The organism is Streptomyces sp. NPDC002845 (genome assembly GCF_053591955.1).
The window spans coordinates 18472-43050 of record NZ_JBSFUU010000026.1 but is presented as its reverse complement, the minus strand read 5'-3'; the positions used below and the strand labels follow the sequence as shown (position 1 = coordinate 43050).

The 24579-nt window shown below is 71.8% G+C and carries 23 protein-coding genes, 1 tRNA gene and 2 pseudogenes; 15 read left to right on the top strand and 11 right to left on the bottom strand.

The features are described from left to right. Window positions 1–251: 251 nt before the first annotated feature. Window positions 252–926 (top strand): O-methyltransferase, encoded by a 675-nt coding sequence (locus tag ACWD3C_RS20385; RefSeq protein WP_451145759.1) that lies wholly within the window; start codon window positions 252–254, stop codon window positions 924–926. 25 nt (window positions 927–951) lie between these two features. On the opposite strand, the gene ACWD3C_RS20380 is transcribed toward ACWD3C_RS20385, so the two are convergent. Further along, entirely contained in the window at window positions 952–1347 is a 396-nt protein-coding gene (locus tag ACWD3C_RS20380) for a hypothetical protein (protein WP_451145757.1), read from the bottom strand. A 161-nt stretch (window positions 1348–1508) separates the two neighbouring features. On the opposite strand from ACWD3C_RS20380, the gene ACWD3C_RS20375 reads away from it, so the two are divergent. Continuing rightward, complete coding sequence (locus ACWD3C_RS20375) at window positions 1509–1910, top strand: DnaJ family domain-containing protein (protein WP_451145755.1); 402 nt, start codon at window positions 1509–1511, stop codon at window positions 1908–1910. Window positions 1911–2025: 115 nt separating this feature from the next. Here ACWD3C_RS20375 and ACWD3C_RS20370 read toward each other — a convergent pair whose 3' ends face one another. The 3 genes from ACWD3C_RS20370 to ACWD3C_RS20360 all read right to left on the bottom strand — a co-directional run bounded on the left by ACWD3C_RS20370 (window position 2026) and on the right by ACWD3C_RS20360 (window position 5944). Continuing rightward, window positions 2026–2445, bottom strand: a complete 420-nt coding sequence (locus ACWD3C_RS20370) for a hypothetical protein (RefSeq protein ID WP_451145753.1) — start codon at window positions 2443–2445, stop codon at window positions 2026–2028. Between the two features lie 5 nt (window positions 2446–2450). Further along, window positions 2451–3161, bottom strand: a complete 711-nt coding sequence (locus ACWD3C_RS20365) for a hypothetical protein (RefSeq protein WP_451145751.1) — start codon at window positions 3159–3161, stop codon at window positions 2451–2453. 716 nt (window positions 3162–3877) lie between these two features. Further along, entirely contained in the window at window positions 3878–5944 is a 2067-nt protein-coding gene (locus ACWD3C_RS20360) for a DHA2 family efflux MFS transporter permease subunit (protein ID WP_451145749.1), read from the bottom strand. A gap of 221 nt (window positions 5945–6165) precedes the next feature. On the opposite strand from ACWD3C_RS20360, the gene ACWD3C_RS20355 reads away from it, so the two are divergent. Together ACWD3C_RS20355 and ACWD3C_RS20350 are read left to right on the top strand one after the other, a co-directional pair. After that, window positions 6166–7344 (top strand): peptidoglycan-binding protein, encoded by a 1179-nt coding sequence (locus ACWD3C_RS20355; protein ID WP_451145747.1) that lies wholly within the window; start codon window positions 6166–6168, stop codon window positions 7342–7344. A gap of 3 nt (window positions 7345–7347) precedes the next feature. Beyond that, a complete protein-coding gene (locus ACWD3C_RS20350) occupies window positions 7348–7668 on the top strand; it encodes an antibiotic biosynthesis monooxygenase family protein (protein ID WP_451145745.1) in 321 nt (106 codons plus the stop codon). 308 nt (window positions 7669–7976) lie between these two features. Here the strand turns inward: ACWD3C_RS20350 and ACWD3C_RS20345 are convergent, their stop codons facing one another. Both ACWD3C_RS20345 and ACWD3C_RS20340 read right to left on the bottom strand, forming a co-directional pair. Next, window positions 7977–8636, bottom strand: coding sequence for an HAD family hydrolase (locus ACWD3C_RS20345; RefSeq protein ID WP_451145743.1), 660 nt, complete (start codon window positions 8634–8636; stop codon window positions 7977–7979). Between the two features lie 255 nt (window positions 8637–8891). Further along, a complete protein-coding gene (locus ACWD3C_RS20340) occupies window positions 8892–9473 on the bottom strand; it encodes a TMEM165/GDT1 family protein (RefSeq protein ID WP_451145741.1) in 582 nt (193 codons plus the stop codon). Between the two features lie 527 nt (window positions 9474–10000). On the opposite strand from ACWD3C_RS20340, the gene ACWD3C_RS20335 reads away from it, so the two are divergent. The 5 genes from ACWD3C_RS20335 (at window position 10001) to ACWD3C_RS20315 (ending at window position 16175) form a co-directional block, all read left to right on the top strand. Then, window positions 10001–10645: an HNH endonuclease family protein gene (locus ACWD3C_RS20335; protein WP_451145739.1), complete on the top strand. Its 645-nt coding sequence runs from the start codon at window positions 10001–10003 to the stop codon at window positions 10643–10645. 140 nt (window positions 10646–10785) lie between these two features. Further along, window positions 10786–12540: an alkaline phosphatase D family protein gene (locus ACWD3C_RS20330; RefSeq protein ID WP_451145737.1), complete on the top strand. Its 1755-nt coding sequence runs from the start codon at window positions 10786–10788 to the stop codon at window positions 12538–12540. A 187-nt stretch (window positions 12541–12727) separates the two neighbouring features. Continuing rightward, window positions 12728–14680: an FAD/NAD(P)-binding protein gene (locus ACWD3C_RS20325; RefSeq protein WP_451145736.1), complete on the top strand. Its 1953-nt coding sequence runs from the start codon at window positions 12728–12730 to the stop codon at window positions 14678–14680. An 87-nt stretch (window positions 14681–14767) separates the two neighbouring features. Beyond that, window positions 14768–15223: a DoxX family protein gene (locus ACWD3C_RS20320; RefSeq protein ID WP_451145734.1), complete on the top strand. Its 456-nt coding sequence runs from the start codon at window positions 14768–14770 to the stop codon at window positions 15221–15223. A gap of 328 nt (window positions 15224–15551) precedes the next feature. Then, window positions 15552–16175 carry a DedA family protein gene (locus tag ACWD3C_RS20315; RefSeq protein WP_451145732.1) on the top strand — a complete coding sequence of 208 codons (624 nt, stop codon included), beginning with the start codon at window positions 15552–15554 and terminating at the stop codon, window positions 16173–16175. Window positions 16176–16194: 19 nt separating this feature from the next. Here the strand turns inward: ACWD3C_RS20315 and ACWD3C_RS20310 are convergent, their stop codons facing one another. After that, window positions 16195–16425 (bottom strand): DUF2277 domain-containing protein, encoded by a 231-nt coding sequence (locus ACWD3C_RS20310; RefSeq protein ID WP_451145730.1) that lies wholly within the window; start codon window positions 16423–16425, stop codon window positions 16195–16197. Between the two features lie 112 nt (window positions 16426–16537). Between ACWD3C_RS20310 and ACWD3C_RS20305 the strand changes: the two genes are divergently transcribed. Further along, window positions 16538–17479 (top strand): ketopantoate reductase family protein, encoded by a 942-nt coding sequence (locus ACWD3C_RS20305; protein ID WP_451145889.1) that lies wholly within the window; start codon window positions 16538–16540, stop codon window positions 17477–17479. Window positions 17480–17502: 23 nt separating this feature from the next. On the opposite strand, the pseudogene ACWD3C_RS20300 reads toward ACWD3C_RS20305, so the two are convergent. Further along, window positions 17503–17847: pseudogene (locus tag ACWD3C_RS20300) on the bottom strand (hypothetical protein); the annotation flags it as partial. Window positions 17848–18022: 175 nt separating this feature from the next. On the opposite strand from ACWD3C_RS20300, the gene ACWD3C_RS20295 reads away from it, so the two are divergent. After that, complete coding sequence (locus tag ACWD3C_RS20295) at window positions 18023–18382, top strand: hypothetical protein (protein ID WP_451145728.1); 360 nt, start codon at window positions 18023–18025, stop codon at window positions 18380–18382. Between the two features lie 55 nt (window positions 18383–18437). Here ACWD3C_RS20295 and ACWD3C_RS20290 read toward each other — a convergent pair. Continuing rightward, window positions 18438–18509, bottom strand: a tRNA-Val gene (locus ACWD3C_RS20290). 250 nt (window positions 18510–18759) lie between these two features. Here ACWD3C_RS20290 and ACWD3C_RS20285 point away from each other — a divergent pair. The 4 genes and pseudogenes from ACWD3C_RS20285 (at window position 18760) to ACWD3C_RS20270 (ending at window position 21686) form a co-directional block, all read left to right on the top strand. Continuing rightward, a complete protein-coding gene (locus ACWD3C_RS20285; RefSeq protein ID WP_451145726.1) occupies window positions 18760–19530 on the top strand; it encodes a DUF4097 family beta strand repeat-containing protein in 771 nt (256 codons plus the stop codon). Between the two features lie 75 nt (window positions 19531–19605). After that, a complete protein-coding gene (locus tag ACWD3C_RS20280; RefSeq protein WP_451145724.1) occupies window positions 19606–21012 on the top strand; it encodes a hypothetical protein in 1407 nt (468 codons plus the stop codon). Window positions 21013–21168: 156 nt separating this feature from the next. Then, a pseudogene (locus ACWD3C_RS20275) lies at window positions 21169–21449 on the top strand (DUF4383 domain-containing protein); the annotation flags it as partial. Window positions 21450–21458: 9 nt separating this feature from the next. Further along, window positions 21459–21686 carry an FmdB family zinc ribbon protein gene (locus ACWD3C_RS20270; RefSeq protein WP_451145722.1) on the top strand — a complete coding sequence of 76 codons (228 nt, stop codon included), beginning with the start codon at window positions 21459–21461 and terminating at the stop codon, window positions 21684–21686. A gap of 2 nt (window positions 21687–21688) precedes the next feature. Here ACWD3C_RS20270 and ACWD3C_RS20265 read toward each other — a convergent pair whose 3' ends face one another. Next, a complete protein-coding gene (locus ACWD3C_RS20265) occupies window positions 21689–22504 on the bottom strand; it encodes an HAD family hydrolase (protein ID WP_451145720.1) in 816 nt (271 codons plus the stop codon). Continuing rightward, window positions 22504–24579, bottom strand: a 2076-nt coding sequence (locus ACWD3C_RS20260; protein ID WP_451145718.1) for a cysteine protease StiP domain-containing protein, incomplete at its 5' end; no start/stop codon positions are given. The genes ACWD3C_RS20265 and ACWD3C_RS20260, both read right to left, overlap by 1 nt.

Genomic DNA, 24579 nt, shown 5'->3' with positions numbered 1-24579 from the left:
GGCAATCCGTGCTTCACCTGACGTCCGCCCTGCTTTTGTCCGGATGACGATAGTGCGCCAAGGGTTGCGTCCGATCCGCAGGGGCGACACAGATCACAGATCACCGATCACAGATCACATGAGCCGCGACACAGCGGGCACAGCGACACAGCGACACAGATCGCAGAGGGGACGGATCACGGAGGGTCCGGTTACGATCCCTGTGCGACACTAGTTAGCGAATCTAACTAGGTATACGAAAGGCATGGTGCATGAGCAGCGAGTCGCAACCCTGGAACGATGTCGACGCCTACCTCTCCGCCCTCCTCGCCCCGCACGACGAGGCCCTGACCGCCGCCCTGCGCGACAGCGACGCGGCCGGGCTGCCGCAGATCAACGTCGCGCCCACCGCGGGCAAACTGCTCCAGCTCCTCGCCGAGATCCAGGGCGCCCGACGCATCCTGGAGATCGGCACGCTCGGCGGCTACAGCACGATCTGGCTGGGCCGCGCGCTCCCGGAGGACGGGCAGCTGATCACCTTCGAGTACGACCCCAAGCACGCCGACATCGCCCGCCGCAACCTCGCCCGCGCGGGCCTCGACAAGATCGTCGAGGTGCGGGTCGGCCCCGCCCTCGAATCCCTGCCGAAGCTCGCCGACGAGAACTGCGAGCCGTTCGACTTCGTCTTCATCGACGCGGACAAGGTCAACAACCCGCACTACGTCGAGTGGGCCCTGAAGCTCACCCGCCCCGGCGCGGTCATCGTGGTCGACAACGTCGTACGCGGCGGCCTCGTCACCGACGCCGAGAGCACCGACCCGAGCGTGCGCGGCACCCGGGCCGCCCTCCAGCTCATCGCCGAGCACCCGAGGCTGAGCGGCACGGCGGTGCAGACGGTGGGCAGCAAGGGGTACGACGGGTTCGCGCTGGCGCGGGTGCTGGGGTGACCCCGGTGCCACACGCCTCGCGGCCTCACGCCTCCTGGTAGAAGCCCACGTTGACGCTGCGCGGGGCGGTGCGGTCCTGGACGACGAGTTCACCGGCACCGCCGTACGGGAGCCTGGCCGTCCCGCCGTAGGGCAGGGGCTGGGGCTGCTGGCCGTTCAGGATCAGGCGCACCTCCGAGGAGGGGTCCGCGTGCGAACCGCGCAGCCAGGTGACCTGCCAGGTGCCGTCGGGGCCGCACAGGAACTCCAGGTGGACCCGCGAGACGAACAGCCAGTCGTCGGGGGTCGACAGACGGCACACGGCCTTGTCCCGGCCCACGCGCAGCACGGTGCCCGGCTCGCTGGGCGCGTCGGCCATCTGCATGCCGGCCGTCGCCGCGGCGTCCGCCCCTGAGACCGTGGCCATGGTGAGTTCGAGCACGTGCGCTCCTTACAGAGTTGCTGTCCTGACAAGTTGCCGTCCTGCGGCCGCCGACCGCTCGCCGTGTCCAATTGTTGCTGCACAGGGCGCGGTTGGCGTGCCGCCGCCGCATGATAATTCTCCTGATCGTCCGGCTGTGCGAGGTCCGGCAGAATGGACTCATGACCGAACGCAAGCCACCTGGTGTCAGCTTCGAGTCCTTCGTCGACAAACAGATCCGCGACGCCGAGTCCCGCGGGGAGTTCGCGGCCCTGCCCGGCGCGGGCAGACCACTGAGCGATACGGGCGTGCCGTACGACGAACTGTGGTGGATCAAGCAGAAGATGGCCCGCGAGGGCATGTCCGTCCTGCCGCCCACGCTCGCCCTCCGCAAGGAGGCCGAGGACGCCCTGACCGCGGCCCACGCGGCCCCCTCCGAACGGGTCGTCCGCAAGATCATCACCGAGATCAACGCCAAGATCCGCGACATGATGCTCAAGCCGCCGCCCGGCCCGCCGCTGGGGATGAAGCCGTACGAGGTGGAAGAGGTCGTACGGGAGTGGCGGGAGCGCCGGGAGGCGTGAACGTACCGGCCGAGGCCGCGCTCCAGGTCACTTGGGGGTTCCAGGTCACTTGGGGCGCGGCCTCGCAGTCTGCTCTCTCCGCTCTTCTCTCCGCTCTGGATTCCTCTGGATCCCTCTAGATCCGCAGCAGCCGCTCGGTGAGTTCGCGGTAGTCCCGCAGGGCCAGGCGGAGCTGTTCGGTGTCGGTGGAGGTGGGCTTGTCCTCGCCGGTGGACTGCCAGGAGGCGCGCAGTGTGCGGCGCCGTTGGGTCATGGCGTCCGTGAAGCGCGTGGCGGCCTCCTCCAGGACGTGGTCGGCCTCCTCCACGGAGTCCTTGGGCCCGTCGACGAACCCGCTGACCGCGTGCTGCAGCCGCAGGGTGAGCTTGTCGCACTCGTCGTGGGCCAGGAGGCGGGCACCGTGGCCGGTGTGGGCGGGGTCCTTGCGGGGCACGGGGCCGGGCCCTTCGCGGGCGACGGTCTCCTCGGTGTCGATGTCGGTATCGGTATCGGTGTCGATGTCGGTGGCCTCGCCGGGCCTCACGTCATCTGCCATCCCCCTCAGCTCCCCTTCGCATGGCGCCTGGTGAACGCCGACGGCAGGTGGACGCGGCCGCCGGACCGACGGCCGCGGGAGCGGGCGTGGGCGGCCCGCTCGGTGTCCGCCTTCTCACCGCCGTCCGCCTTCGCGGTGCGGCCGGTGTCCTGACGGCTCGGGGCCACCAGGTCGTCGAACAGGGCGCGGGCCTCGATCATGGCCTCGCGCATCTCCTCCGTTCCCGCACGGTTCTCGGCCTCGCCGCTCGCACCGGCGTGCGCGGCGCGGTGCACCCGGCGGTAGCCGTGGACGTGGTGCGCGTGGTGCACCGAGAGGGCGTCGAGCTGCTCGTCGTAGCGGTCGCCGTCCGGGAAGCCGCGCCGGCTCGCCAGCTCGCCGAGCAGCCGGTCCGCCTCGGCGACCGCCTCCCGTGGCGAGTCGACGAAGTGCTCCTGGGCGGCCGTCCAGCGGGCCGCGTACTCCTCGCCCTCCTCGGGCTCCAGCGGCCGTGTCTCCAGCCGGCCGTGCTTCTCCACCCGCTCCGCGAGCTCGTGCTCGGCGGCCTTCTCGTCGCCGTCGTGGCGAGCGACGGCCCGGTCGTACTCGGACCCGAAGCGCCGCCGCAGCCCACGGCTGCCGCCCCGCTCTCCTCGGGTACGCAGGATCAGGACGGCCGCAACAACGACGACAGCCGCCGCGATCACAATCAGAGTGATGATCACGCCTGTGGACATGGATACCTTCCGGGCTTCTCGGCCCAGTGGGCCGGTTCCCCGACCGGGTTGCCAACAGGACCCCCCTCAAACGCCCCCCGTCCCGGGCGGCGCCCACCAGCCCCTCCGACCCCACCGGAGCTACGCCCCAGGTCCCACTGGTCCCACTGGTCCCACTGGGGGTGCTTCGGGTTGTCGGGAAGCTGCGGGTGGTCTGTGGCTGGTCGCGCAGTTCCCCGCGCCCCTGACGGGGCGCGGCTCCAGTCCATGCCAGCACCCATCAGCCACACCAAACTTCACCAGCCCCGCGCCAGCCCTCTCCACCGCCCCGCCAGCCTCTCCGGCCCCACGCCAGCCCTCTCCACCACCGCACCAGCCTCCCCGGCCCCGCACCAGCCTCCCCGGCCCCGGGCCTCGCGCCAGCCCTCCGACCCCACGCCAGCCTTTTCAGCCCAGGCCAGCGCCCTCCAGCCCGTCCGGCGCTTGAGGACGAGGCCATTCAGGCCGACCCACCACCCACCCGCCCCCACCCCCCCCCCCCCCCCCCCCCCCCCCCCCCCCCCCCCCCCCCCCCCCCCCCCCCGGGGGCCCCCCCGGCCCCCCCCCCCCCCCCCCCCACCCACCCGAACTGTCCCCACCCCCCAGGCGGGGTCGAAGGGGCGGCAGCCCCTGGAGGATGGGACGGGTAGGGGCGGCGGGGGCGAAAACACACCCGGGCCCCCGCCGACGGCATCGGCTCAGGCCGCCCCGCCGACCCCACGGCCCGCCCCACCATCACGCGGCCGCTCCGCGTCCGACCCGCACATCTCGGCGTTCAGCTCAGCCACCAGCTCCACCAGATCGGTGGGCCGGTCCGGCCCCCACCAGTCGCCGAGGAGTTCGGCGAGAGACTCCTCTCGGGCCTTGGCAAGCCCGTCGGCGGCCTCCCTCCCGCTATCGGTCAGGACCAGGTCCAGACCCTCCCGCCGAGCCAGCCGCCGCTCCTCGACCTGCCGCGCCGCGGCGATGATCACGTTCAGCGGTACGGCACTGTGCTCGGCCAGCACCCCGGGCTCGGCCCACCCGTATCTCCTGATCCGCAGCAACAGCCAGCTCGCCGCCGGCAACAGGTCGTACCCCGCCCGCGCGGTGATCGTCTCGTAGATCTCCCGCCGCCCCTCCCTCGACCCCAGCACCGACAGCGCCCGGCACACCTCGTCGTACGACGACCGCTCGACCGGGTTGCTCGCCAGCGTCTGCGTGGCGTCCGGCGCCGTCACCGATGCCCGCAGCGGGTCCTCGCGCAGGAACCAGGCCAGTACGAAGCCGAGGAGCGCGACGGGAGCCGCGTAGACGAAGACGTCCGTGATGGAGGTGGCGTACGCATCCAGAGCGGGCGGGCGCAGCGCGGCCGGCAGTTCGTCGATACCGCGCGGGTCCGCCGCCAGCGTGTCGGGGGTGACCCCGGCCGGGAGCCGGACACCGCTGAGCGCGCCCGTCAGCTTGTCCCCGAGGCGGCCCGCGAAGACCGTGCCGAAGATCGCCACCCCGAACGAGGCCCCGATGGACCGGAAGAAGGTCGCCCCCGAGGTGGCGACGCCCAGGTCCTCGTACGACACAGCGTTCTGCACGATGAGCACCAGGACCTGCATGACCAGCCCGAGCCCGAGCCCGAAGACGAAGAAGTACGCGCTCATCTCACCCGTGGCGCTGCCCGTGTCCAGCTGGTGGAGCAGGAGCAGCCCGAGCGTCGTGACGGCCGTACCCGCGACGGGGAACACCTTCCAGCGCCCGGTCCGGCTGACGATCTGCCCCGACACCGTGGACGACAGCAGCATGCCGACGACCATCGGCAGCATGTGCACCCCGGACATCGTCGGCGACACGCCCTGCACGACCTGCAGGAACGTCGGCAGATACGTCATCGCCCCGAACATCGCGAAGCCGACGACGAAGCTGATGACGGCGGCGAGCGTAAAGGTGCGGATGCGGAAGAGCTTGAGGGGGAGGACGGGTTCGGCGGCCCGCCGCTCGGCCCTGACGAACACCACGGCCAGGACGGCCCCCAGCACCGCCAGTCCGATGATCTGCGGCGAGCCCCAGCCCCAGGTCGTACCGCCGAGGGAGGCGACCAGGACGAGACAGGTGGCGGCGGAGGCGATGAGGAAGGTCCCGAGGTAGTCGATGACGTGCCGCTCCGAACGCCTCGGAACGCGCAGCACGGTGGCGATCACGGCGAGCGCCACGACACCGACGGGCAGGTTGATGTAGAAGACCCACCGCCAGCTCAGATGCTCGGTGAACAGCCCCCCGAGCAACGGCCCGAGCACACTGCTGGCCCCGAAGACGGCCCCGAACAGCCCCTGGTACTTGCCTCGTTCACGCGGCGAGACGATGTCCCCCACGATCGCCATCGACAGCACCATCAACCCGCCGCCCCCGAGCCCCTGAACGGCCCGGAACGCGATCAACTCGGCCATGCTCTGCGCCATTCCGCACAGCGCCGAGCCGACGAGGAAGATGACGATCGCCGTCTGGAACAGCCTCTTGCGCCCGTACTGGTCACCGAGCTTGCCCCACAGCGGAGTTGCCGCGGTCGAGGCCAGTATGTACGCGGTGACCACCCACGACAGGTGCTCCATGCCGCCGAGTTCGCTCACGATGGTCGGCAGCGCCGTCGACACGATCGTCTGGTCGAGCGCGGCGAGCAGCATGCCCAGCAGCAGGGCCCCGATGGAGACGAGGACACCGCCGTTCACATGGTCGGCGGTCGCGCTGCCGCGGCGCGCGGCACCGGTCGTGTGTCCGGTGGTGCCGTCCGTCATGCGGACCTCCCGAGGGCCGAGGGGCTCGGTCTCGTGCGGCTCGTACTGTTCGTACGGCCTGTTCGTACGGCCTTTCCAGTGTGCGCTTCCATCCTGGCCGTTGTGACCGGGTATGGCCTGTTGAGTCCTTTCGGAATCCGGGGTTCCTGGGGGCGCCCGGGAGATTGTGTGCGCAAGATCTGCATAATCTCTGAAGTTCACACGGGGAAGGACCAACGCGCGTGAATGAATCGAACGGCCACCTCTGCCCGGAGTGCGGCACCCCCCGGGCCTCCGACGGAAGCCCGGCCTGCGACTGCGCCCGCCGCGCGTCCGACGCCCACCTCGACACCCGTACGGCGGAGGCCGCGGCCGCGGAGGACTTCGATCCGCTACGAATACGGCCCTATGTGGAGTTAGAGGGGGAAGGGGCCGCGGGGAGCAAGGCCAGGGGGAGCGAGGGGTCCGGGGCCGACGGGCGCGGCGAGACCAGCGGGGGCGGCGGGGCTTCGGGGAAGGACGCCGACGGTGTCCCCACGGTCGCCCTGCCCACGGTGGGCGCCGTGGCGGGGGAGCCGAGCGCCGCGGATGTACAGCTCTTCGGGGAGCCGACAGGCGGGGAGGCACTCCTACCCCCCGAGCCCGGTGTCCCACCACCCCCCTCCGGCTCCGACTCCGTATCCGGGTCCGTATCCAACTCCGGGGAACCCTCCCGGCGTCCCTGGCGACGGCGCCGTAACGTGCTCCTGGCCGGCGCGGGGGCCGTCGTAGGAGTGGTGGCCGTCGCGGGATTCGCCGGCGGTCTGTTCTCGTACGACGGACCCGAGCGGAACGGCGCGGGGCCGGAGGACGTGCGGGGTAGCGTGCCGGACACGGCGTCCGGGCAAGGCGCGGCGTCGGTGGAGCCGCCCGGGACGACGTCGCCGGCCACGCCGTCACCGTCGGCGCCGGAGAGGAGTCCCACGGCGTCGCCCAGCGCGAGCCCGACACGCCAGGCCGCCCCGAGCGCCTCGTCGGCCCCGTCACGCTCGGCCGACCCGACCTCGGCGCCGTCCACTCCGGAGGCCACCGGCACCACGTCCCCCGGCCCCAGCGAGTCGGCCGTCGACCTGGCCCTCCGCTTCGGCGACGAGGGCCCCGAGGTCACCGAACTCCAGCTCCGTCTGGGCCAGTTGGGCCTCTACAGCGACGAGGCCGACGGGAACTTCACCCGCGAGGTCGAGGACGCCGTGCGCAGCTACCAGGTCAGCCGCGCCATCCTCGACGACGAGTCCGGCGTCTACGGGGAGCCGACGAGGGAGCAACTGGAGGCGGAGACGGCGGACCCGCGACAGCAGGCCGCCGGCAGTGCTTCGGAGTCCCCGGCGGAACAGCTGCAGCAGGCCGCGGGGAGCTCTTCGGAGCCCGTCGTGCAGGATTAGCTCATGAGCATCGTCAAGGTCAACGTCCTCACCGTTCCCGCCGAACAGCGTGAGGTTCTCGAAAAGCGGTTCGCCTCCCGCGCCGGGGTGGTCGAGAGTTCCGACGGGTTCGAATGGTTCGAGCTGCTCCGTCCGGTGGACGGCACGGACAACTACCTCGTCTACACGCGCTGGCGCGACGAGGAGTCGTTCCAGGCGTGGATGGCGGGCCCGATGAAGGAGGCCCACCAGGGCGGCGGCGACCGCCCGAAGCCGGCCGCCAGCGGCGCGACGGTATGGACCTTCGAGGTGATCGAGCAGACAGGGCCGAAGGCCGGCGCCTGAGCCGCCTCACGCGCTCGCGCGGGACGGTGGGGACCGCTCCCGGGACCGGCCCCCACCGTCCCCGTTCCCCGGACGGCGGCAGCGGCACGGGAGGCGGGCCGCCTCGCCCCCTAGTGCCCCGGCAGGCGACGTTCGCCCCGTCGCGACGCCCGGCACGCTCCCCCACTGCCTTAAGGGCGTGGGAGGTGCCCCCACTCGCCGCACCGGCCGAAAGCCCAAGTACGTCCAGTACGAGGACTTCCGGCCGGCACGCCGAGAGCACGCACCGGACGCCGCTCCTTGACGGGCAAACGTCGCCTGCCGGGGCACTAGCCGATACACACCCGTATCAAGCCGCCCCCAACAGCCTCGACCCGCACCTCCGTAAGGTCCGGCACAAGCACATCCGGCCCGTGGAGCCCGGCCCGAGGCCCGACCCCCACCACACGCATCCCCGCGGAGCGCCCCGCCGAGATGCCTGCCGCGGAGTCCTCGAAGACGACACAGTCCTCAGGAGCGACACCCAGCTCGGCGGCGCCCTTCAGGAACCCCTCGGGGTCCGGCTTGCTCGCCCCCACGGACTCCGCGGTGATCCGCACCTCGGGGAACGCCAGCCCGGCGGCGGCCATGCGCGCGGTGGAGAGAGCCACGTCCGCGGAGGTCACCAGGGCGTGCGGCAGCCCCGCGAGAGAGGCCAGGAAGGCCGTGGCGCCGGGAATCTCCACCACCCCGTCCACATCCGCGGTCTCCTCGGCGAGCATCCGCTCGTTGTCCGCGAGGTTGTGCTCCATGGGCCGGTCCGGCAGCAGCTCCGCCATCGACGCGTATCCCTGCCGCCCGTGCACCACCTTCATGACCTCGTCGCCGTCCAGCCCGTGCAGGTCGGCCCAGCGTCGCCAGATGCGTTCGACGGCGGCGTCGGAGTTGACGAGGGTGCCGTCCATGTCCAGCAGAAGGGCTCGGGCGGTGAGAACGGTGGTGGCCGTCATCGGCAGGCTCCAGTGCGCGGGAACGCGGGAAACGGGAACGCGGGAAAGGGGCCGCTTCCGGCCCCTCGGGGGACAAGGTGGTCCCGCCCGCCGGTCAGGGAGTGCGGGCGGGAGCCACTTTGTTCCTCCACGATACAAAACAGCCCGCGTAAAAGCCACCACTTTCGACCTACCCCTTCAGCGCCTTCACCGGACCAGCACGCCCCACCCACACGGACGCGGCCCCTCAGCCCCCATCCACACGGACGCGACCCCTCAGCCCCCCACCGCCTCGTACAGGCTCCACCCCCCGAGCCCCAGCATCACCACGGCCGCGATCCGCGTGATGAGCCGCAGCGGCACCCTCTTCATCAGCGCCCTGCCGCCCACGATCCCGAGCCCGGCCACGGCCCACAGCGCGAGCACCGCGCCCAGCCCCACGGACAGCGGATCGTCGTAGCGGGCGGCCAGGTTCGCCGTCATGATCTGGGTGAGGTCTCCGAACTCGGCGACCAGGATGAGCATGAAACCGGCCCCCGAGACCTTCCAGAAGCTCTGGTTCCCGGGCTCGCGGATCTCCTCCTCGTCCTCGTCCTTCTTCATCAGCAGCATCGCCGCGCCACCGAGGAAGAGCACCCCCGTGAGCGCCTGGACGATCTGCTGCGGCAGCAGGGTCAGCACACTGCCCGCCGCCACGGCCAGCGCAACATGAACCGCGAAGGCGGCGGCGACGCCCGCGAAGACGTACGAGGCTCGGTACCGGGTGCCGAGGACGAGCCCGGCGAGGGCGGTCTTGTCGGGGAGTTCGGCGAGGAAGACGACGCCGAAGACGAGCGCCGTGACGCTGAAGCTGATCAAGGGTTCCTCAATCGGTCGGGCTGCCCCACCGAGAGAACCGTCCGCCGGTCCGTCGACCGATCGCTGACACGACACTTCGGCACGGCAGCGCAAACGGTCACCCGAACCGAAGGGCTCAGGCGGTGCACTGCTTGCCGAAGGTCTCGCTGGCCGGCCACCGGTCTTCCGACCGAGGCCTGCCTCCGGGCGCCGGCCCAGCTGAGCTGAGCAGTATGTCGACGATCCCGGCGAAGAGCTACTCCCCTTCTGCGCCGACCATCGTACGGGACGCCCGCACGGACGCCGCAGGGGCACCGGAGAGAGCTTCGCTCCCGCCCGGGCGACTCTCACCGAACGGTCACGTCAGCCCCGTACGCCGAAAAGCATGCCGAAAGGCATGAAGAACCTGTGCGCCCCGACACCTTGTTCTGTCATGCGCACGCCATTAACTTCTCACCCGACGCTCATCTGCCGGAAACAGGTCGCCGCGAGAGTTCGGTTGCTCGCAGCTCGCACCCCCGAGAGCCCTGCACCCCGAAGGAGTTCGCATGCGCAAGGTCTACGCGCGTCGACGGCTCAGTGTACTCGCCGCCGTCACCGGTTTGATAGCCATGGCCGGACTTTTCAACAGCCCGAGCGCCTCCGCCGCGCTGCCGACCCCGGTCAGCGCCTCCACCGCCCGCTCCTACCTCGCCTCGCTGACCGTGGCGACCGAGAACCGCACCGGCTACAGCCGCAGCCTCTTCCCACACTGGATCACCATCAGCGGCACCTGCAACACCCGCGAGACGGTCCTCATGCGCGACGGCACGAACGTCGTCACCAGCTCCACCTGCGCCGCCACCAGCGGCAGTTGGTACTCCCCGTTCGACGGCGCCACCTGGTACGCCGCCTCCGACGTGGACATCGACCACCTCGTCCCGCTGGCCGAGGCCTGGGACTCCGGCGCCAGCGGCTGGACGACCTCCCGCCGCCAGTCCTTCGCCAACGACCTGACCCGCCCGCAACTCCTCGCCGTCACCGACAACGTGAACCAGTCGAAGGGTGACAAGGACCCGGCGGAGTGGATGCCCTCGCGCACCGCGTACCGCTGCACGTACGTCCGCGCCTGGGTCCATGTGAAGTACTACTACGACCTCTCGGTCGACTCCGCCGAGAAGAGCGCGCTCACCAGCTACCTCAACAACTGCTGAATCGTTTCCCCACCTTCGGCGGGGCCCAGGTCTTCCCCCCACCCCCGCCCGACGCGATCATCCGGATAGCCGGAACCTCCCCGCCCACCCCCGTCGTTCCGTACCGTACGGGGCGACCAGAGAAAGGGGGGTGATCGCCGATGGCGGGGCTGCGCCTGGGGCCACTGCTGAGGTACACGGACGGCTCGTCCGCGACCGTATGGGTCGAGACGAGCCGTCCGTGTACGGCCGAGGTGCGGTGCGCCGGTGGAGCGCGCGGCGAGGCCCGTACGTTCCAAGTCGCCGGGCACCACTACGCGTTGATCCCGGTGACCGGTCTGGAGGCGGGTACGGCATCGGCGTACGAAGTCCTCCTGGACGGCACCCCCGTCTGGCCGCCGCCCGACTCCCCCTTCCCACCCTCCGAGATCCACACCCCCGCCGACGGGGACCCGGTCCGGGTCACCTTCGGCTCCTGTCGCTGGGCGGCCCCTCCGTCCGACGAGGACGACCCCGTCGGGCCGGACGCCCTGGACACCCTGGCGGCCCGCCTCGCCGCCGACCCGAGCGCCGACCGCCCCGACGTGCTCCTGCTGCTGGGCGACCAGGTCTACGCGGACGAGACCTCCAAGGCCACCCGACGCTGGCTCGCCGCCCGCCGCGACCTCTCCGATCCGCCCGGCGACCAGGTCGCGGACTACGAGGAGTACACCCGCCTCTACTACGAATCCTGGCTCGACCCCGAAGTCCGCTGGCTGCTCTCCACCGTCCCCAGCTGCATGATCTTCGACGACCACGACGTCATCGACGACTGGAACACCAGCGCCTCCTGGCTCGCCGACATACGGACCACGCCCTGGTGGCGCGAGCGGCTGCTGAGCGGGCTGATGTCGTACTGGGTCCACCAGCACCTGGGCAATCTGCCGCCGTCCGAACTGGCCGCCGACCCGCTGTACGCCGCCGTCCGCGCCACCCCCGACGGCACGGACGCCCTGCGCGCGTACGCCGCCCGGGCCGACCAGGACCCGCCCACCCGTCACCCGACCACCGCCCCTCAACGACGGCGCTGCGCGCCGGCCCCTGCTGGATTCCGCTGGAGCTACCGCCGCGACTTCGGGCGCGTACGCGTGCTGATGGTGGACACCCGGGCCGCGCGGGTGCTGGACGAGGAGCGCCGGTCGATGCTGGACCCCGAGGAGGCGGCCTGGGTGCGGCAGCAGGCGCTGGACACCCCGGGCTCGTACGACCACCTCCTCATCGGCACCTCCCTGCCCTGGCTGCTCCCCCACCTCGTCCACGACGCCGAGGCGTGGAACGCCGCCCTGTGCCGGGGTGAACGCGGGGCGCGCTGGGCGCGGTTCGGCGAAGACCTGCGCAGACGGGCCGACCTGGAGCACTGGGCGGCCTTCCCGGCGTCCTTCGAGGCGCTGGCGCGGCTGATCGCCGAGGCCGGCTCGGGGCCCGAGGCACCGGCGACCGTGCTCGTGCTCTCCGGCGACGTCCACCACGCCTACCTGGCCGAACCCTCCTGGCCCGCGGACGCCCCGGCCCCGACCGCCCGTGTGCTCCAGCTGACCTGCTCCCCCGTGCACAACTCCATCCCGCTCTCGATCCGCCTCGGCTTCCGCTTCGGCTGGAGCAACCTCGGGCGGGTCCTCGGCCGCTGGTTCGAGCGGCACGGGCGCGGCGCCCGCCCCTCCCTCGACTGGCGCCGCACGGGCGGCCCCTGGTTCGGCAACCAGCTCATGACCCTGACCCTGCACGGCCGTTCGGCACGGCTGCGACTCGAACAGGCGCGGGTGAGGCGGGGCGGAGGCAAGGCGGGCAAGGCCGGGAGGGCGGGGAGGGCCCGGCTGGAGACGAAGGCGGAGTCCGTCCTCACACCCCCACAACCCCAGGCCGCCGACTCCCCATAACCCCGCACTCGTCCCCCAATGGCCGTATTGCATACGTTGCCCGTGATGCTCGTGAGGCATCCCACACCCGGCGCTCCTAATCCGCTCCAGGGCTCGGCTCCCACCGTGCGCGACGGCATGATGAGGCGGACCGTCCGCTTCCACCGGCGGTCCACCCCCACGCCCCACGCAACGGGAGACACCCGCTTTGTCCCTGTCCGCAGCTCCCACCCCCGTTTCCGTCGCCCTGGTCGGCGCGGGACCACGCGGTACGAGCGTCCTGGAACGCCTCTGCGCCTCCGCGCCCGAGTTGCTCCGCCCCGGGACGCGTCTGACGGTCCACATCGTCGATCCCGCGCCGCCGGGCCCCGGCCGGGTCTGGCGCACCGCGCAGTCGCCGCATCTGCTGATGAACACCGTGGCCTCGCAGGTGACCCTCTTCACCGACGAGAGCGTGGACTGCTCGGGGCCGATACGTCCGGGGCCGAGCCTCCACGAGTGGGCGGACGGCGAGGTGGGCCCCGACGAGTACCCGACCCGCGCCCACTACGGCCGCTACCTGGAGTGGTTTTTCGCCCAGGTGATGCGCGGGGCCCCGCCCGAGGTCCGGGTCGAGGTGCACCCGACGCGCGCGGTACGGCTGGACGACGGCCCCGATGGCCCCGACGGCCGCCAGACCCTCACCCTCGCCACGGGCCGCACCCTGACGGACCTCGCCGCCGTGGTCCTCGCCCAGGGCCACCTGCCGACGGTCCCGGACCGGACGGAGCACCGCCTGGCCGAGTACGCCGCCCGGCACGGCCTGTGCCACATCCCGCCCGCCAATCCGGCCGACGTCGACCTCTCCCCCGTCGCCCCCGGCGAACCGGTCCTCCTGCGCGGCCTCGGCCTCAACTTCTTCGACCACATGGCCCTGCTGACGACCGGACGGGGCGGCCGCTTCGTATCCCATGCATCCGGTCCGCAGGGGCTGCGATACGTCCCCTCCGGCCGCGAGCCACGCCTGTACGCGGGCTCCCGGCGCGGCGTCCCGTACCAGGCGCGCGGCGACAACGCCAAGGGCCCGTTCGGCCGTCACACGCCGCTCGTCCTCACGCCCGAGGTGGTCGCGGGCTTCCGCAAGCGCGCGGACTCCGGGGAGGCGCCCGAATTCCTGCCGGAGATATGGCCGTTGGTGGCGAAGGAGGTGGAAACGGTCTATTACGAGCGCCTGTTGGAGACTTCCGCCTCCCGCCCTCCCTTCCGGCCCTCCTCCCGCTCGTCCTCCCGGCCCTCCTTCCGGGAGCGTTTTCTCGCCACCTCCCACCGCAGTCCCCAAGAGGCCGCCGTACTCGACGAGTTCGGGATCGCGCAAGCCGACCGCTGGTCCTGGGAGCGGGTGTCGCGGCCGTACGCCGGACGGACGTTCGACGGCCCCGAAGGGTGGCGGAGCTGGCTGCTGGCGTATCTGCGTGAGGACGCGGCCCAAGCGGCGCTGGGCAATGTGGAGGGGCCCGTCAAGGCGGCCCTCGACGTGCTGCGGGACCTGCGCAACGAGCTCCGCCAGATCGTCGACCACAGAGGGCTGACCGGAACCTCGCGCCGCGATCACCTGGACTGCTGGTACACCCCGCTCAACGCGTTCCTGTCGATCGGCCCGCCCCGTCGCCGTATCGAGGAGATGGCGGCGCTGATCGAGGCGGGCGTGCTGGAGGTGCTCGGCCCCCGGCTGGAAGTGCGGCCGGAGGGCGGGGCATGGCTGGCGTGCTCGCCGGAGGTGCCGGGCTCGGCCGTGCGCGTGACGGCCCTGGTGGAGGCGCGGCTACCGGAACCGGATCTGCGGCGCACCGCGGACAAGCTCCTGGCCGGGCTGCTGAGGGCCGGGCAGTGCCGTCCGCACACGGTGGACGGTTACACAACCGGAGGGGTCGACGTAACACCGCGGCCGTACCGTCTGATCGACCGCCAAGGGGCCGCGCATCCACGCCGGTTCGCCTTCGGGGTGCCCACGGAGGGGGTGCACTGGGTGACGGCGGCCGGGGCCAGGCCGGGGGTGGATTCGGTCACCTTGTCGGACGCGGACGCGGTGGCGCGGGCGGTCCTGCGTGCCGCGTACGCCGAAACGGAACCGCGAACGGAAGCCGAACCATGGCCGAATGTTGAACTTGCAACAATAGATTAGGACTGTCTAGCGTGGGGTTACCAGTCGGTATCCGTCCCCACCGGTCCTCATGAGGGACCGGGAAACCAGACCCAAGGAGTCCCCCATATGACCGGTCGCCTCAACAGCGCCCAGCCTTATGCCATCGGCTTATTCCGCATCGTCATCGGCCTGCTCTTCGTCTGCCACGGCGCCGCCAAGTTCTTCGGTGTCCTCGGCGGCGCGGACGGTCAGGGCGGCACCCTCTCCGCGGGCACCTGGCCCGGCTGGTACGCCGCCGTCATCGAACTCGTCGGCGGCGGCCTGGTCCTGCTGGGCCTCGGCACCCGCATCGCGGCGTTCATCGCCTCCGGCGCCATGGCGTACGCGTACTTCAAGGTCCACCAGCCGAACGCCCTGTGGCCGATGGAGAACAGCGGCGAGGCCGCGGCGCTCTTCTGCTGGGCCATGTTCTTGCTGATCTTCACCGGTTCCGGTGCGCTCGGCCTGGACAAGCTTCTCGCCAGGCGCTCGTCCGCGTCCGAGGGCGAGCGCGCCTCGAACCGGGCGCCGGTCGCGGCCTGATCCGGGGCGTGATTCCGGGGCGGCGCCCGTTTCTCCGTACTTCGTCGTACGGGGAAACGGGCGCCGTCGTCGTACGAAGGCCGCAGGAGGTCGTACGAGGCCGCAGGAGGTCGTACGAGGTCGCTGCGAAGCCGTCCGAGGGAGGGGCGCGGCGCAGTGTTCACACGCGGACGAGATGAACTGCGTGTGACGGACACAAGAGCCCCGTCGAGCCGTCTGTCACACCCTGGGCGTACGCTGTCTGGCTGTCACAGGCCACCCTTTCGCTCCCCGGCGACAGCGGCGGGCCAACGGGGGTTCACGGGGGAGTCAGGGGAGTTGTTTCTCGGTGGTGGAGAGTATGGGGGCGCTGACGGACAGCCCATGGGTCTACGCGGTCGTGGCCGCGTCGATCCTCCTGGACGTCTTCGTCCCGGTTCTGCCGAGCGGTGTGCTGGTCATCGCGGCGGCGACGGCCGCGGCGGCGGGCACGACGACGGGGGCGGTGGCGGATGACGTACCCGACATCCTGGTGCTGGTCCTCTCCGCCGCCACGGCCTCGGTTCTGGGTGACCTCGTGGCGTACCGCCTGGCCTGGCGCGGCGGCGAACGCCTCGACCGGGCCATCGCCCGCTCGCGTCGGCTGACTGCCGCGCAGGAACGTCTCGGCACGGCCCTTGCGCGTGGTGGCGGTGCCCTTGTCGTCCTCGCCCGCTTCGCGCCGGCCGGCCGGTCCGTCGTCTCCCTCGGCGCGGGTGCCGCCCATCGCCGTGTCCGCGAGTTCCTCCCCTGGTCCGTTCTCGCGGGCGTCGCCTGGGCCACGTACAGCGTTGCCCTCGGCTACTTCGGCGCCCACTGGCTCGGCGCGAACTGGCTCGCCACGGCGGTGTCCGTTCTCGCGTTGTTCGGAGCGGGGGCGGGGGCGGCGTATCTGGTACGGCGACCTCTTGCGACTTCGGCGACGGGTGAGTGAGGGGAGGTTCCTCCCCCGCCTAATCGCCCCGCCGAGCAGCCACTCCCCGCACCTCCAACCCCGCCAGCAACTCGGCCGTAGCCTCCGCGATCGCGTCCACCGCGTGATCGAACACCTCACGGTTGTGCGCGGCCGGAGCGCGGAAGCCGGAGACCTTGCGGACGTACTGAAGCGCGGCGGCCCGGATCTCCTCCTCGGTGGCCTCTTCGGGGAGGACGGGCGGACGAAGCGTCTTGATGCTGCGGCACATGCCCCCAGTCTCCCGCTACCGCGCAGACTCCCGCACGGCAGCCCCCCGTCCCAGCATTCCCTTGGGTTTCGGCAAGCTCCCCCTAGGATTGACTGAATCCCCCAGCCCCGTGATGATCAACGATCATCACGGAAACAACCGAGGGGGACCCTTGCCGAACGACAGCCTCACCGTGGCGGTACTCGGCCCAGGCGGCGTAGGCGGCCTGCTCGCCGCTCTGCTCTCCCGCGCCGGCCACCGCGTGATCTGCCTGGCCGGACCCGACACGGCACGCACCCTCGCCACCGACGGAATCCACGTCCGCAGCCCCCGCTTCGGCGAGTTCACCACCCGCGTGGAGACGGACACGGAACTCCGCGAACCGGTCGACGCCTGCCTGATCACGGTGAAGCACACAACCCTCGCCCCGGCCCTGAACCGCGTCCCCCCGAAAACCCTGGGCGACGCCCTGGTCGTACCGTTCCTGAACGGCGTAGAACACCCGACCCACCTGCGCGAACGCTACGGCGCCCCACACGTCGCCCCGGCAGTCATCCGCGTCGAGTCGACCCGCCTGACCCCCGGAGCCATCGAGCACACCAGCCCCTTCGCGGAGGTCGACCTCGCGGGCGACCAGGTCCCGCGCGGACGCCTCAACGCACTCGCCGGCACCCTGGAATGGTCCGGCCTGGCCACTCGCGTCCTGGACGACGAGGTGTCGGCACTGTGGGCCAAGATGTCGTTCCTCGCCCCGTTCGCGCTCCTCACCACCCTCCACGGCCTGCCCCTCGGCGACGTACGCACGTACCACCGCGAGGAGTTGGCGTCCCTCGTCGAGGAGACGGCGACGGTAAGCCGCGCGAGCGGCGGCCCCGCGGACCCGGCGGAGGCCCTGCGCCGCTACGACGCCTTCCCGCCCGCCACCAAGTCCTCCATGCAACGCGACGCGGAGGCGGGCCGCCCCCTCGAACTCGACGCGATCGGCGGCGCGTTGCTGCGCGCGGCGGAACGGTACGGGGTACCGGTGCCCGTAACCGCCAGGGTGGTACGGGAGTTGCGCGAGGCAGGCCATTAGGGCCTGTCCGGCGGATCAGCCCATTAACCGCCGGGAGCCGCAGGGGAGTTACGACCACCCTCGACGCCCTCCTCCGTTCCCGCCGTGAACCGGATCACCGTATCCGCGAACACCCGCGCCAACGGCGACAACGCCTCCCACCTCCGCACCGCCCACCCCACCACCAACGGCGGCAGATCCGGCACCGGCACGAACCGCACCCCGGAACGACCGACCCCGACCCCGGACCCGGACCCGACCCCGGACCCGGACCCCGGACCAGAAGACCCGGCCCCGGCTTCGGCCCCGGTCCACCCCCGCAGCGCGGGCACCACCGCGTGCCCGACACCCAGCTCGGCGAGCAGGATCGCGGACGGCGACGAAGACACGCAGATCATCAAGAGTCACAGCGCCCGAGGTTCTCCGGACCGGTCCGGCGTTCGAAGTGTTCGAGGCGTTCGATCCCATCACCCCTACAGCTCCATCACCCCTTCGACTCCATCACCCCTACGAAACGACAGAAGGAACTCGCATCTCAAAATCGAACAGGCGTAGCATTGCCGCGTGGCTGAGACCTATGACTTTCCGAGTGACCTCCTGGCCGGTCAGGAGGAGCTGCATCAGGTCCGGGCCGAGCTCCAGGCCATGCTGAAGAGACTGCCCTGGTCGGTCGAGCCCCTGGACGGCTTCAGTGACGACAACGGCTGGCGCAAGGTGGAGCGCCCCGCCTCCCCCGGCTGGACCCCCGACGAGCAGGCGGAGGTCGAGAAGCTGCGCGAGCGGGAGCGGGAACTCGCGGTCTTCGTGAGCTGCCACCGCTTCTGGGACGAGATCTCCACACCGGACAAGGTCGAAGCCCGGACCCGCCTCAAGCGCGCCCACAAGGCCACTGAGGGAATTGAGGGAACTGAGGGAGAGGGCTGATACAGCCGGTACGCCGAAGACCCCGGCCGCGATCGGCCGGGGTCTTCGCCTGGGGTGGGCGCGGACGGTTTCGAACCGCCGACATCCGCCTTGTAAGGGCGGCGCTCTACCACTGAGCTACGCGCCCAGGACGAGTCGACAGCCTACATTGCCTGGGGGCATGCCCGGCAAACCCGTACCCGGAGATCGGGGCGACGGGATCAGGGCGGGGCGGGGGTTACCCCCACCTCGACTCCGGGTGTGCCCCGGATCCCCCTGGGCACCGCCGCTCCGTACGGTCGAAGGACAGCGCAGGACCACGCAGGACAGCGAGGGACCGCGAAGGACGGCGAAGGACCGCACAGGACCTCGCACACCGGCTTCAGGGGGAGATCTGCATGGCTCGTACAGCGACGCGTGTCCGGGCGGTGGCCGTCAGCGGGCTCGCCGTGGCTCTGATGGCGACCGCCGCCGCGTGCGGCGCGAGCGCCGGGGACGACAAGGAGCCGGAGCACCGGTCGTTCGCCCTGGAGGGCCGTACGCTGACCGTCGACTCCGACGACTCCACCCTGGAGATCGTCTCGGCGGATGTGGACGAGGTCGAGGTGACCCGGTGGTTCGAGGGGCGGGTCGTGGTCGGCGGGGACCCCAGGGTGACCTGGGAGATGGAGGACGGGAACCGGCTGGTGCTGCGGGAGAAGTGCTCGGGCATGATCGCCCAGTGCTCCAGCAAGCACCGGATCGAGGTGCCGCGCGGGGTCGCCGTCACCGTGAAGGACGATGACGGGAGCGTGAGCGCGCAGGGGTTCGAGGAGGCGCTGAACATTCACACGCAGGACGGGGCCGTCCGCGTCAGCGACTCCTCCGGGCCGCTGGAACTGCGCACCGACGACGGTTCCGTGCGCGCGGTCGGAATCGAGTCACGGAGCGTCAAGGCCAGCACGGGCGACGGTTCGGTCAAGCTCGAACTCGGGGTCGTACCGGACCTGGTGGAGGCCCGCAGCGACGACGGCTCGATCAACATCGCGCTGCCCCGGGACACGTACCGCGTGACGACCGGCAGTGACGACGGCTCCGTGAAGGTGTCCGTGCCCCGCGACGAGGCCAGCGCCCATGTGGTGACCGCCCACACGAACGACGGTTCGGTCACCGTACGAACGGCGAACTGACCGGCCCGTGTGTTCGTCCTTGTCCGGTGGGAGAATGAACTCCGGGCAAGGCGGACCACAGCACGGGAGAGGGATGTGACGGCGACACCTTCAGAGCCGTACACGCCGTTTGCGCCATGCGCGCACCATGTACGCCGTCGCACGCGAGAACGGTCCGCCGGCGCCCGTGACGTCGTCACTCTCATGACGCTCCCCGTGCTCGTCGCGACGCTCGCGCTGCCCGCCGCGTTCGCCGGGGGCGGGACCCGGCGGTGGTTCGGAGGGCGGGCGGAGGGCCAGCGGGCCGAGGCGCAGGCGGCGAAGGACGCGGCGGCGGCCGCGTTCTACGAACTCGACACCGCCCAGCGGGATCTGCGGATCTCGATCGAGACCATCACGGCCGTCGACGACTCCCCCGCCGCGCGCCGCGCGGTGCACGACTTCGACGCGCTGGGGCGGCGGATCGACGAGGCCAGCCACCAGTACATCAGCGCCGTCGACGCCCACGACCTGGACCGCGACGACCTGGAGGCCTCCGTCGCGGCCCGCGCCCGGGCCGAGCTGACCGCCGCGAAGGACGAGTTGGGGCGGGTCAAGCAGGAGCTGGACCGGTTCGCCGAGGGGCTCGGGCCGCTGCTCGGCAAGGCCGAGACCCAGCTCGCCCGGCTCGCCCCGGCCGTCGAGCGCGCCCGCCAGGCCCTGCTCGCCGCCTCGAACGCCCTTGATTCGGTACGGAGTTCAGAGCTCAAGGCCGACGACCTCGCCGCCCGCCTGGCGGCCCTCGGCCCCGAACTGACCAGGCTCAACCAGGGCGCCGGACAGCACGGCGTGCCGGGGACCATCGAGCGCGCCAACCGGGTCGTACGCGACGCCGAGGCGGTGCGGGCGGAGGCGGAGCGGCTGCCGGAGCGGGCCGCCGAGATCGACCGGCGGCTGGTGTCGCTGCGGACCCGGGCGCAGGCGCTGACCACCCGGTCCACGCAGGTCGAGCCGGTGCTGAGCGAGCTGCGGCGGCGGTTCGCGGCCGCCTGCTGGCAGGACCTGCAGCAGGTGCCGGAGCAGGCCGCGGAGAACGTACGGCAGGCCGAGTCGAAGCTGCGGGAGGCGCAGGCCGCGCGCGACGAGCAGCGCTGGCCGGACGTGACCGCGCTGCTGTCGACGGTACGGGCGCTGCTGAACAACACCGACGAGGCCGTCTCGGCGGCGGGCGACCGGCTGCGGCAGCTCAACGCCGTCCAGAAGGACCCGCAGCAGGAGATCGACCGCACCCGCTTCGCCATCCGCGACGCCCAGCGCCTCGCCATGGCGGGCCGCTCCACCCCCGACCCGCGGCACGCCCGCCCCCTCGACGACTCCGTCACCCGCCTGGACCGCGCGATCGGCACGCTGGAGGGGCGGCATCCGGACTACTGGCACTTCCTGACGGAGACGGAGGCGGTACGGCGGACCGTGGCGCGGGTGGTGGCGCAGATCCGGGAGGAGCGGGGGTCGGGGACCTCCTGAGCCACAGGTCCCGCCGCTGATGTTGCCGTCGGGGACGTGGCAGGCGGATGCTGAAGGTGCACGTAGCGTACGGCCTCCGCTTCCAGCACCACCCGCACCTGCAACCGAGGAAAGCGGCCATGGTCGCGCACATACCGCGCCCGGGGGCAAGGCGGCGGGCTGAACACCAACGGCGCGCTCGGCGTCCTGTCGGTCTGCGTCGGCCTGCTGCTGCTCGCCACCTGGCCCTGCTGGAGACGGACTTCGACTTCCTCGCGTTCCGCATCCAGAACGTCCTGTTCGGCTTTGTGGTGGGCGTGCTGCTGATGTGGTTCGGCATGCACGGGCGGGTCGGCTCGGCCCTGCCGCACGACAACCCGTACTGGCGGGCCCGCCACCCGGACCGGGCCGAACGCGAGCGCCGCCGGTCGGTACGGCCCCGGTCCCTGCCGCGCTAACCTGTGGGCATGCCTCGCTACGAGTACCGCTGCCGGACCTGCGGCGACACCTTCGAACTGAGCCGTCCCATGGCCGAGTCCAGCACCCCCGCGGACTGCCCCGCCGGCCACCCCGACACGGTGAAGCTCCTGTCGACGGTGGCCGTCGGGGGTGCGGCGTCCGCCCCGGCGCCGACGGCCGCGCCCCGGGCCGGGGGTGGCGGTGGCGGGTGCTGTGGTGGGGGTTGCTGCGGCTGACGTCAGGCCGGCCCTCGCCGCGCCCCCCGCAGGAACTCCCGCAGAATCCGCTCCCCCGCCAGCACTCCTCGCTCCGGCAGAGCGTTGATCGCGGGCCCGGTCCACTCCGCGTCCGCCAGCTCCCCGTGCCCCGGGCGCCAGCCTCGGTCCGCCGCGAGCAGCAGGTCCGCGTCGAGCAGGGAGTCACCCGCGGCCAGGGTGAGGTCGGCGCCGGTGCGGCGGGCGACCTCGTGCATGGCCGCGCTCTTCGTCAGCGGCTTCGGTACGGCGTAGATCTTGCGGCCCTGGAGCGACACCGTCCAGCCGCGGTTCTCCGCCCAGACCGCCAGTTCCTTCACCCACTCCTCGGGCAGCAGCTCGCGCTCGACGACCAGGTAGGCGAAGAACTCCTCGGCCACCCGGTGCTTGCGCACCCACGCCGGGTCGGCCGAGGCCAGCAGATGCTCCCGGATCTCTTCGAGCGGGGCGCACTCGTCGGCCAGCCGTGCCGTCACACGCCCGTGCCAGTCGGGATCGGAGACGCCGTCGACGAGCAGGTGCCCGCCGTTCGCGCAGATCGCGTACTTCGGGGCGGGACCGGGCAGGTTGATGCGCTGGTACTGCTTGCGCGTACGGGTCGTCGTCGGCACGAAGACCGCCGTGTCGCCGAGGTCGGCGAGCAGTTGGGCCGCCGTCTCGGTCATGTACGACAGCGGCTTGCTCTCGTGCACCTCGACGCAGAGCAGCCGGGGCGCCCGCGCGTCCGGCATGGTCAGCGCGAGGGCGGCGGCGGAGTAGATGAGCGTACGGTCGAGATCGCTCGCGACAAGAACCGGCATCAGACCGCCACCGCCTTGCCGTCGGCGCCGGTGGCGCCCCGCGTGTACTGGGGGTGGATCAACCCCACGCAGGTGTACGGGAGTTCGGCGACCTCCTCCACGGGCACGCCGCGCTGCTCGGCGAGCAGGCGTACGTGGTCGAGGTCGGCGCCCGCCCCGGCCCGCGCGAGGATCTTCCAGGGCACCCGGCGCAGCAGAACCCGGGTGGTCTCGCCGACGCCCGGCTTGACGAGGTTCACGTCGTGGATGCCGTACTCCTCGCTGATCCGCTCAACCGCCGCCCAGCCCTCCCAGGTCGGCGTGCGGTCGCCCGAGAGCAGCTCCTTGGTCCGGGCGTCCACCGCGTCCGTCACCTCGGCGAAACGGGCCGACACCGCGTCCAGGAAGTCCACGGACACATCGGCTCCGGCGAGTTCGCGGTAGAACTTCGCGCCGTGGTAGTCGTGCGGGCCAACCAGGTCGGCGCGCAGCACCGTACGCGAAATCAGGCCGGACACGGTCGAGTTGAGGCATGCGGAGGGGATGAGGAAGTCCTCGCGGGTGCCGTACGTCCGCACGCACGAGCCCGGGTCGGCGAGGACGGCGATCTCCGGGTCGAAGCCGGTGATGCCGTCGGACTCCTCGAACTCCTTTATCGCGGCGGCCAGTTCACGGCTGATCGCGCCCTTGCCGGTCCAGCCGTCGACGAACACCACGTCGGCCGGGTCGTGGTGGGCGGCCAGCCGGCGCAGCGCGTTGGCGTCGATGCCCCGGCCGCGCACGATCGACACCGCGTAGTGCGGCAGGTCGAGCCCGTGCCGGTGCTTCGCCCAGCGGCGCATCAGCACACCCACGGGCGTGCCCGCGCGGGCCAGCGACACGAGGACGGGCCGCGGTGACCGCTCGGCGAGGACGGACTCCGTCACCACGCCCACGGCCTGCGCGATCCGCTCCGCGGAGGCCTCCAGGGCGCTGTGGAACAGCTCCTGGTACTGCTCGCTCGGCTGGTACTCCACCGGCAGCGACTCCGCGTAGTGCGCGCCGCCGCTCTGGATGGCCTCCTCGCGCTCCTCGGTCGGCGCCTCCAGCGTCACGTCCGAGAGGTCCTGGAGCAGCCAGCCGACCTCGTCGGGCGCGTACGAGGAGAAGGCGGGGCCGCGGAGGGGCTCGGGCAGCATGGAGGACCTTTCGGTGGCGTACGCGGTCGAGGACGGGGTCGAGGTCGAGGTCGAGGTCGAGGACACGGTCGCGTACGGCGGTACGTACGAGGGGACGACGGCGAGCAGCACGTGCGGCGTGTGTGCGGCGAGGCGGGCCAGCAGGCCGTCGGGGGCGTGCAGTTCGGGGGTGTCGGCGGTGGAGTCGACGACGGCGACGACGGCGTCGAAGCCGGCGCCCGCGACGTTGTACGCGTAGCGCTCGCCGGGGCCGTCGGCGGGGTCGTCATGGGCGGGGAAAACGATTCGGCTGCGTATCGCGTAGCCGGGGTCGTCGACGGCGAGGACGGGTGAGCGGGTGGTCGTCGAGTACCGCACCTCGGCACCCACCACCTGCTCCAGCTCCCGGGCCAGCCTGAGAGGCCCGTACATCAGCTCCTCGAAGCCGAGCACGAGCACGCGCCGGGCGCTCAGAGGCAGAGCGCCCGCGACCCGCGCGGCCATGGCGGGCAGCGCGGCCTCCAGGCGTATGCGGTGCCGGGGCGTGAAGCCGTGCCGGCCGCCGTCGGGGATCCCGCGGGGCCAGCCGAGCTCGACACGGCTGATCCCGGACGCGGACCCCAGCCCGACGGGCACCCCGGGCGCCCCGACCGAGCTTGCGGACACCCTGGGCTCGCCGACCGAACCCCCAGGCATCACGGACTCACCGGACGAGCTCGCGGGTATCCCGGACTCGTCTGCCGAGGCCCCGGACACTCCGGACCCGTCTGCCGAGACCCCGAACGCCGCAACCACACCAGCCGCGCCACCCGCTCCCCCAGCCGAGTCCCCGGGCACCCTGGACTCGCCGACCGAACCCCCAGGCATCACGGACTCACCGGACGAGCTCGCGGGTATCCCGGACTCGTCTGCCGAGGCCCCGGACACTCCGGACCCGTC

Bases quoted from the DNA above. Each gene is read 5' to 3' on its own strand.
- ACWD3C_RS20320 (WP_451145734.1), top strand. From the start codon at position 14,768: ATGACCGGTCGCCTCAACAGCGCCCAGCCTTATGCCATCGGCTTATTC.
- ACWD3C_RS20365 (WP_451145751.1), bottom strand. From the start codon at position 3,161: ATGTCCACAGGCGTGATCATCACTCTGATTGTGATCGCGGCGGCTGTC.
- ACWD3C_RS20370 (WP_451145753.1), bottom strand. From the start codon at position 2,445: ATGGCAGATGACGTGAGGCCCGGCGAGGCCACCGACATCGACACCGAT.
- ACWD3C_RS20305 (WP_451145889.1), top strand. From the start codon at position 16,538: ATGATCAACGATCATCACGGAAACAACCGAGGGGGACCCTTGCCGAAC.
- ACWD3C_RS20350 (WP_451145745.1), top strand. From the start codon at position 7,348: ATGAGCATCGTCAAGGTCAACGTCCTCACCGTTCCCGCCGAACAGCGT.
- ACWD3C_RS20270 (WP_451145722.1), top strand. From the start codon at position 21,459: ATGCCTCGCTACGAGTACCGCTGCCGGACCTGCGGCGACACCTTCGAA.
- ACWD3C_RS20335 (WP_451145739.1), top strand. From the start codon at position 10,001: ATGCGCAAGGTCTACGCGCGTCGACGGCTCAGTGTACTCGCCGCCGTC.
- ACWD3C_RS20330 (WP_451145737.1), top strand. From the start codon at position 10,786: ATGGCGGGGCTGCGCCTGGGGCCACTGCTGAGGTACACGGACGGCTCG.
- ACWD3C_RS20345 (WP_451145743.1), bottom strand. From the start codon at position 8,636: ATGACGGCCACCACCGTTCTCACCGCCCGAGCCCTTCTGCTGGACATG.
- ACWD3C_RS20385 (WP_451145759.1), top strand. From the start codon at position 252: ATGAGCAGCGAGTCGCAACCCTGGAACGATGTCGACGCCTACCTCTCC.
- ACWD3C_RS20310 (WP_451145730.1), bottom strand. From the start codon at position 16,425: ATGTGCCGCAGCATCAAGACGCTTCGTCCGCCCGTCCTCCCCGAAGAG.
- ACWD3C_RS20375 (WP_451145755.1), top strand. From the start codon at position 1,509: ATGACCGAACGCAAGCCACCTGGTGTCAGCTTCGAGTCCTTCGTCGAC.
- ACWD3C_RS20360 (WP_451145749.1), bottom strand. From the start codon at position 5,944: ATGACGGACGGCACCACCGGACACACGACCGGTGCCGCGCGCCGCGGC.
- ACWD3C_RS20285 (WP_451145726.1), top strand. From the start codon at position 18,760: ATGGCTCGTACAGCGACGCGTGTCCGGGCGGTGGCCGTCAGCGGGCTC.
- ACWD3C_RS20265 (WP_451145720.1), bottom strand. From the start codon at position 22,504: ATGCCGGTTCTTGTCGCGAGCGATCTCGACCGTACGCTCATCTACTCC.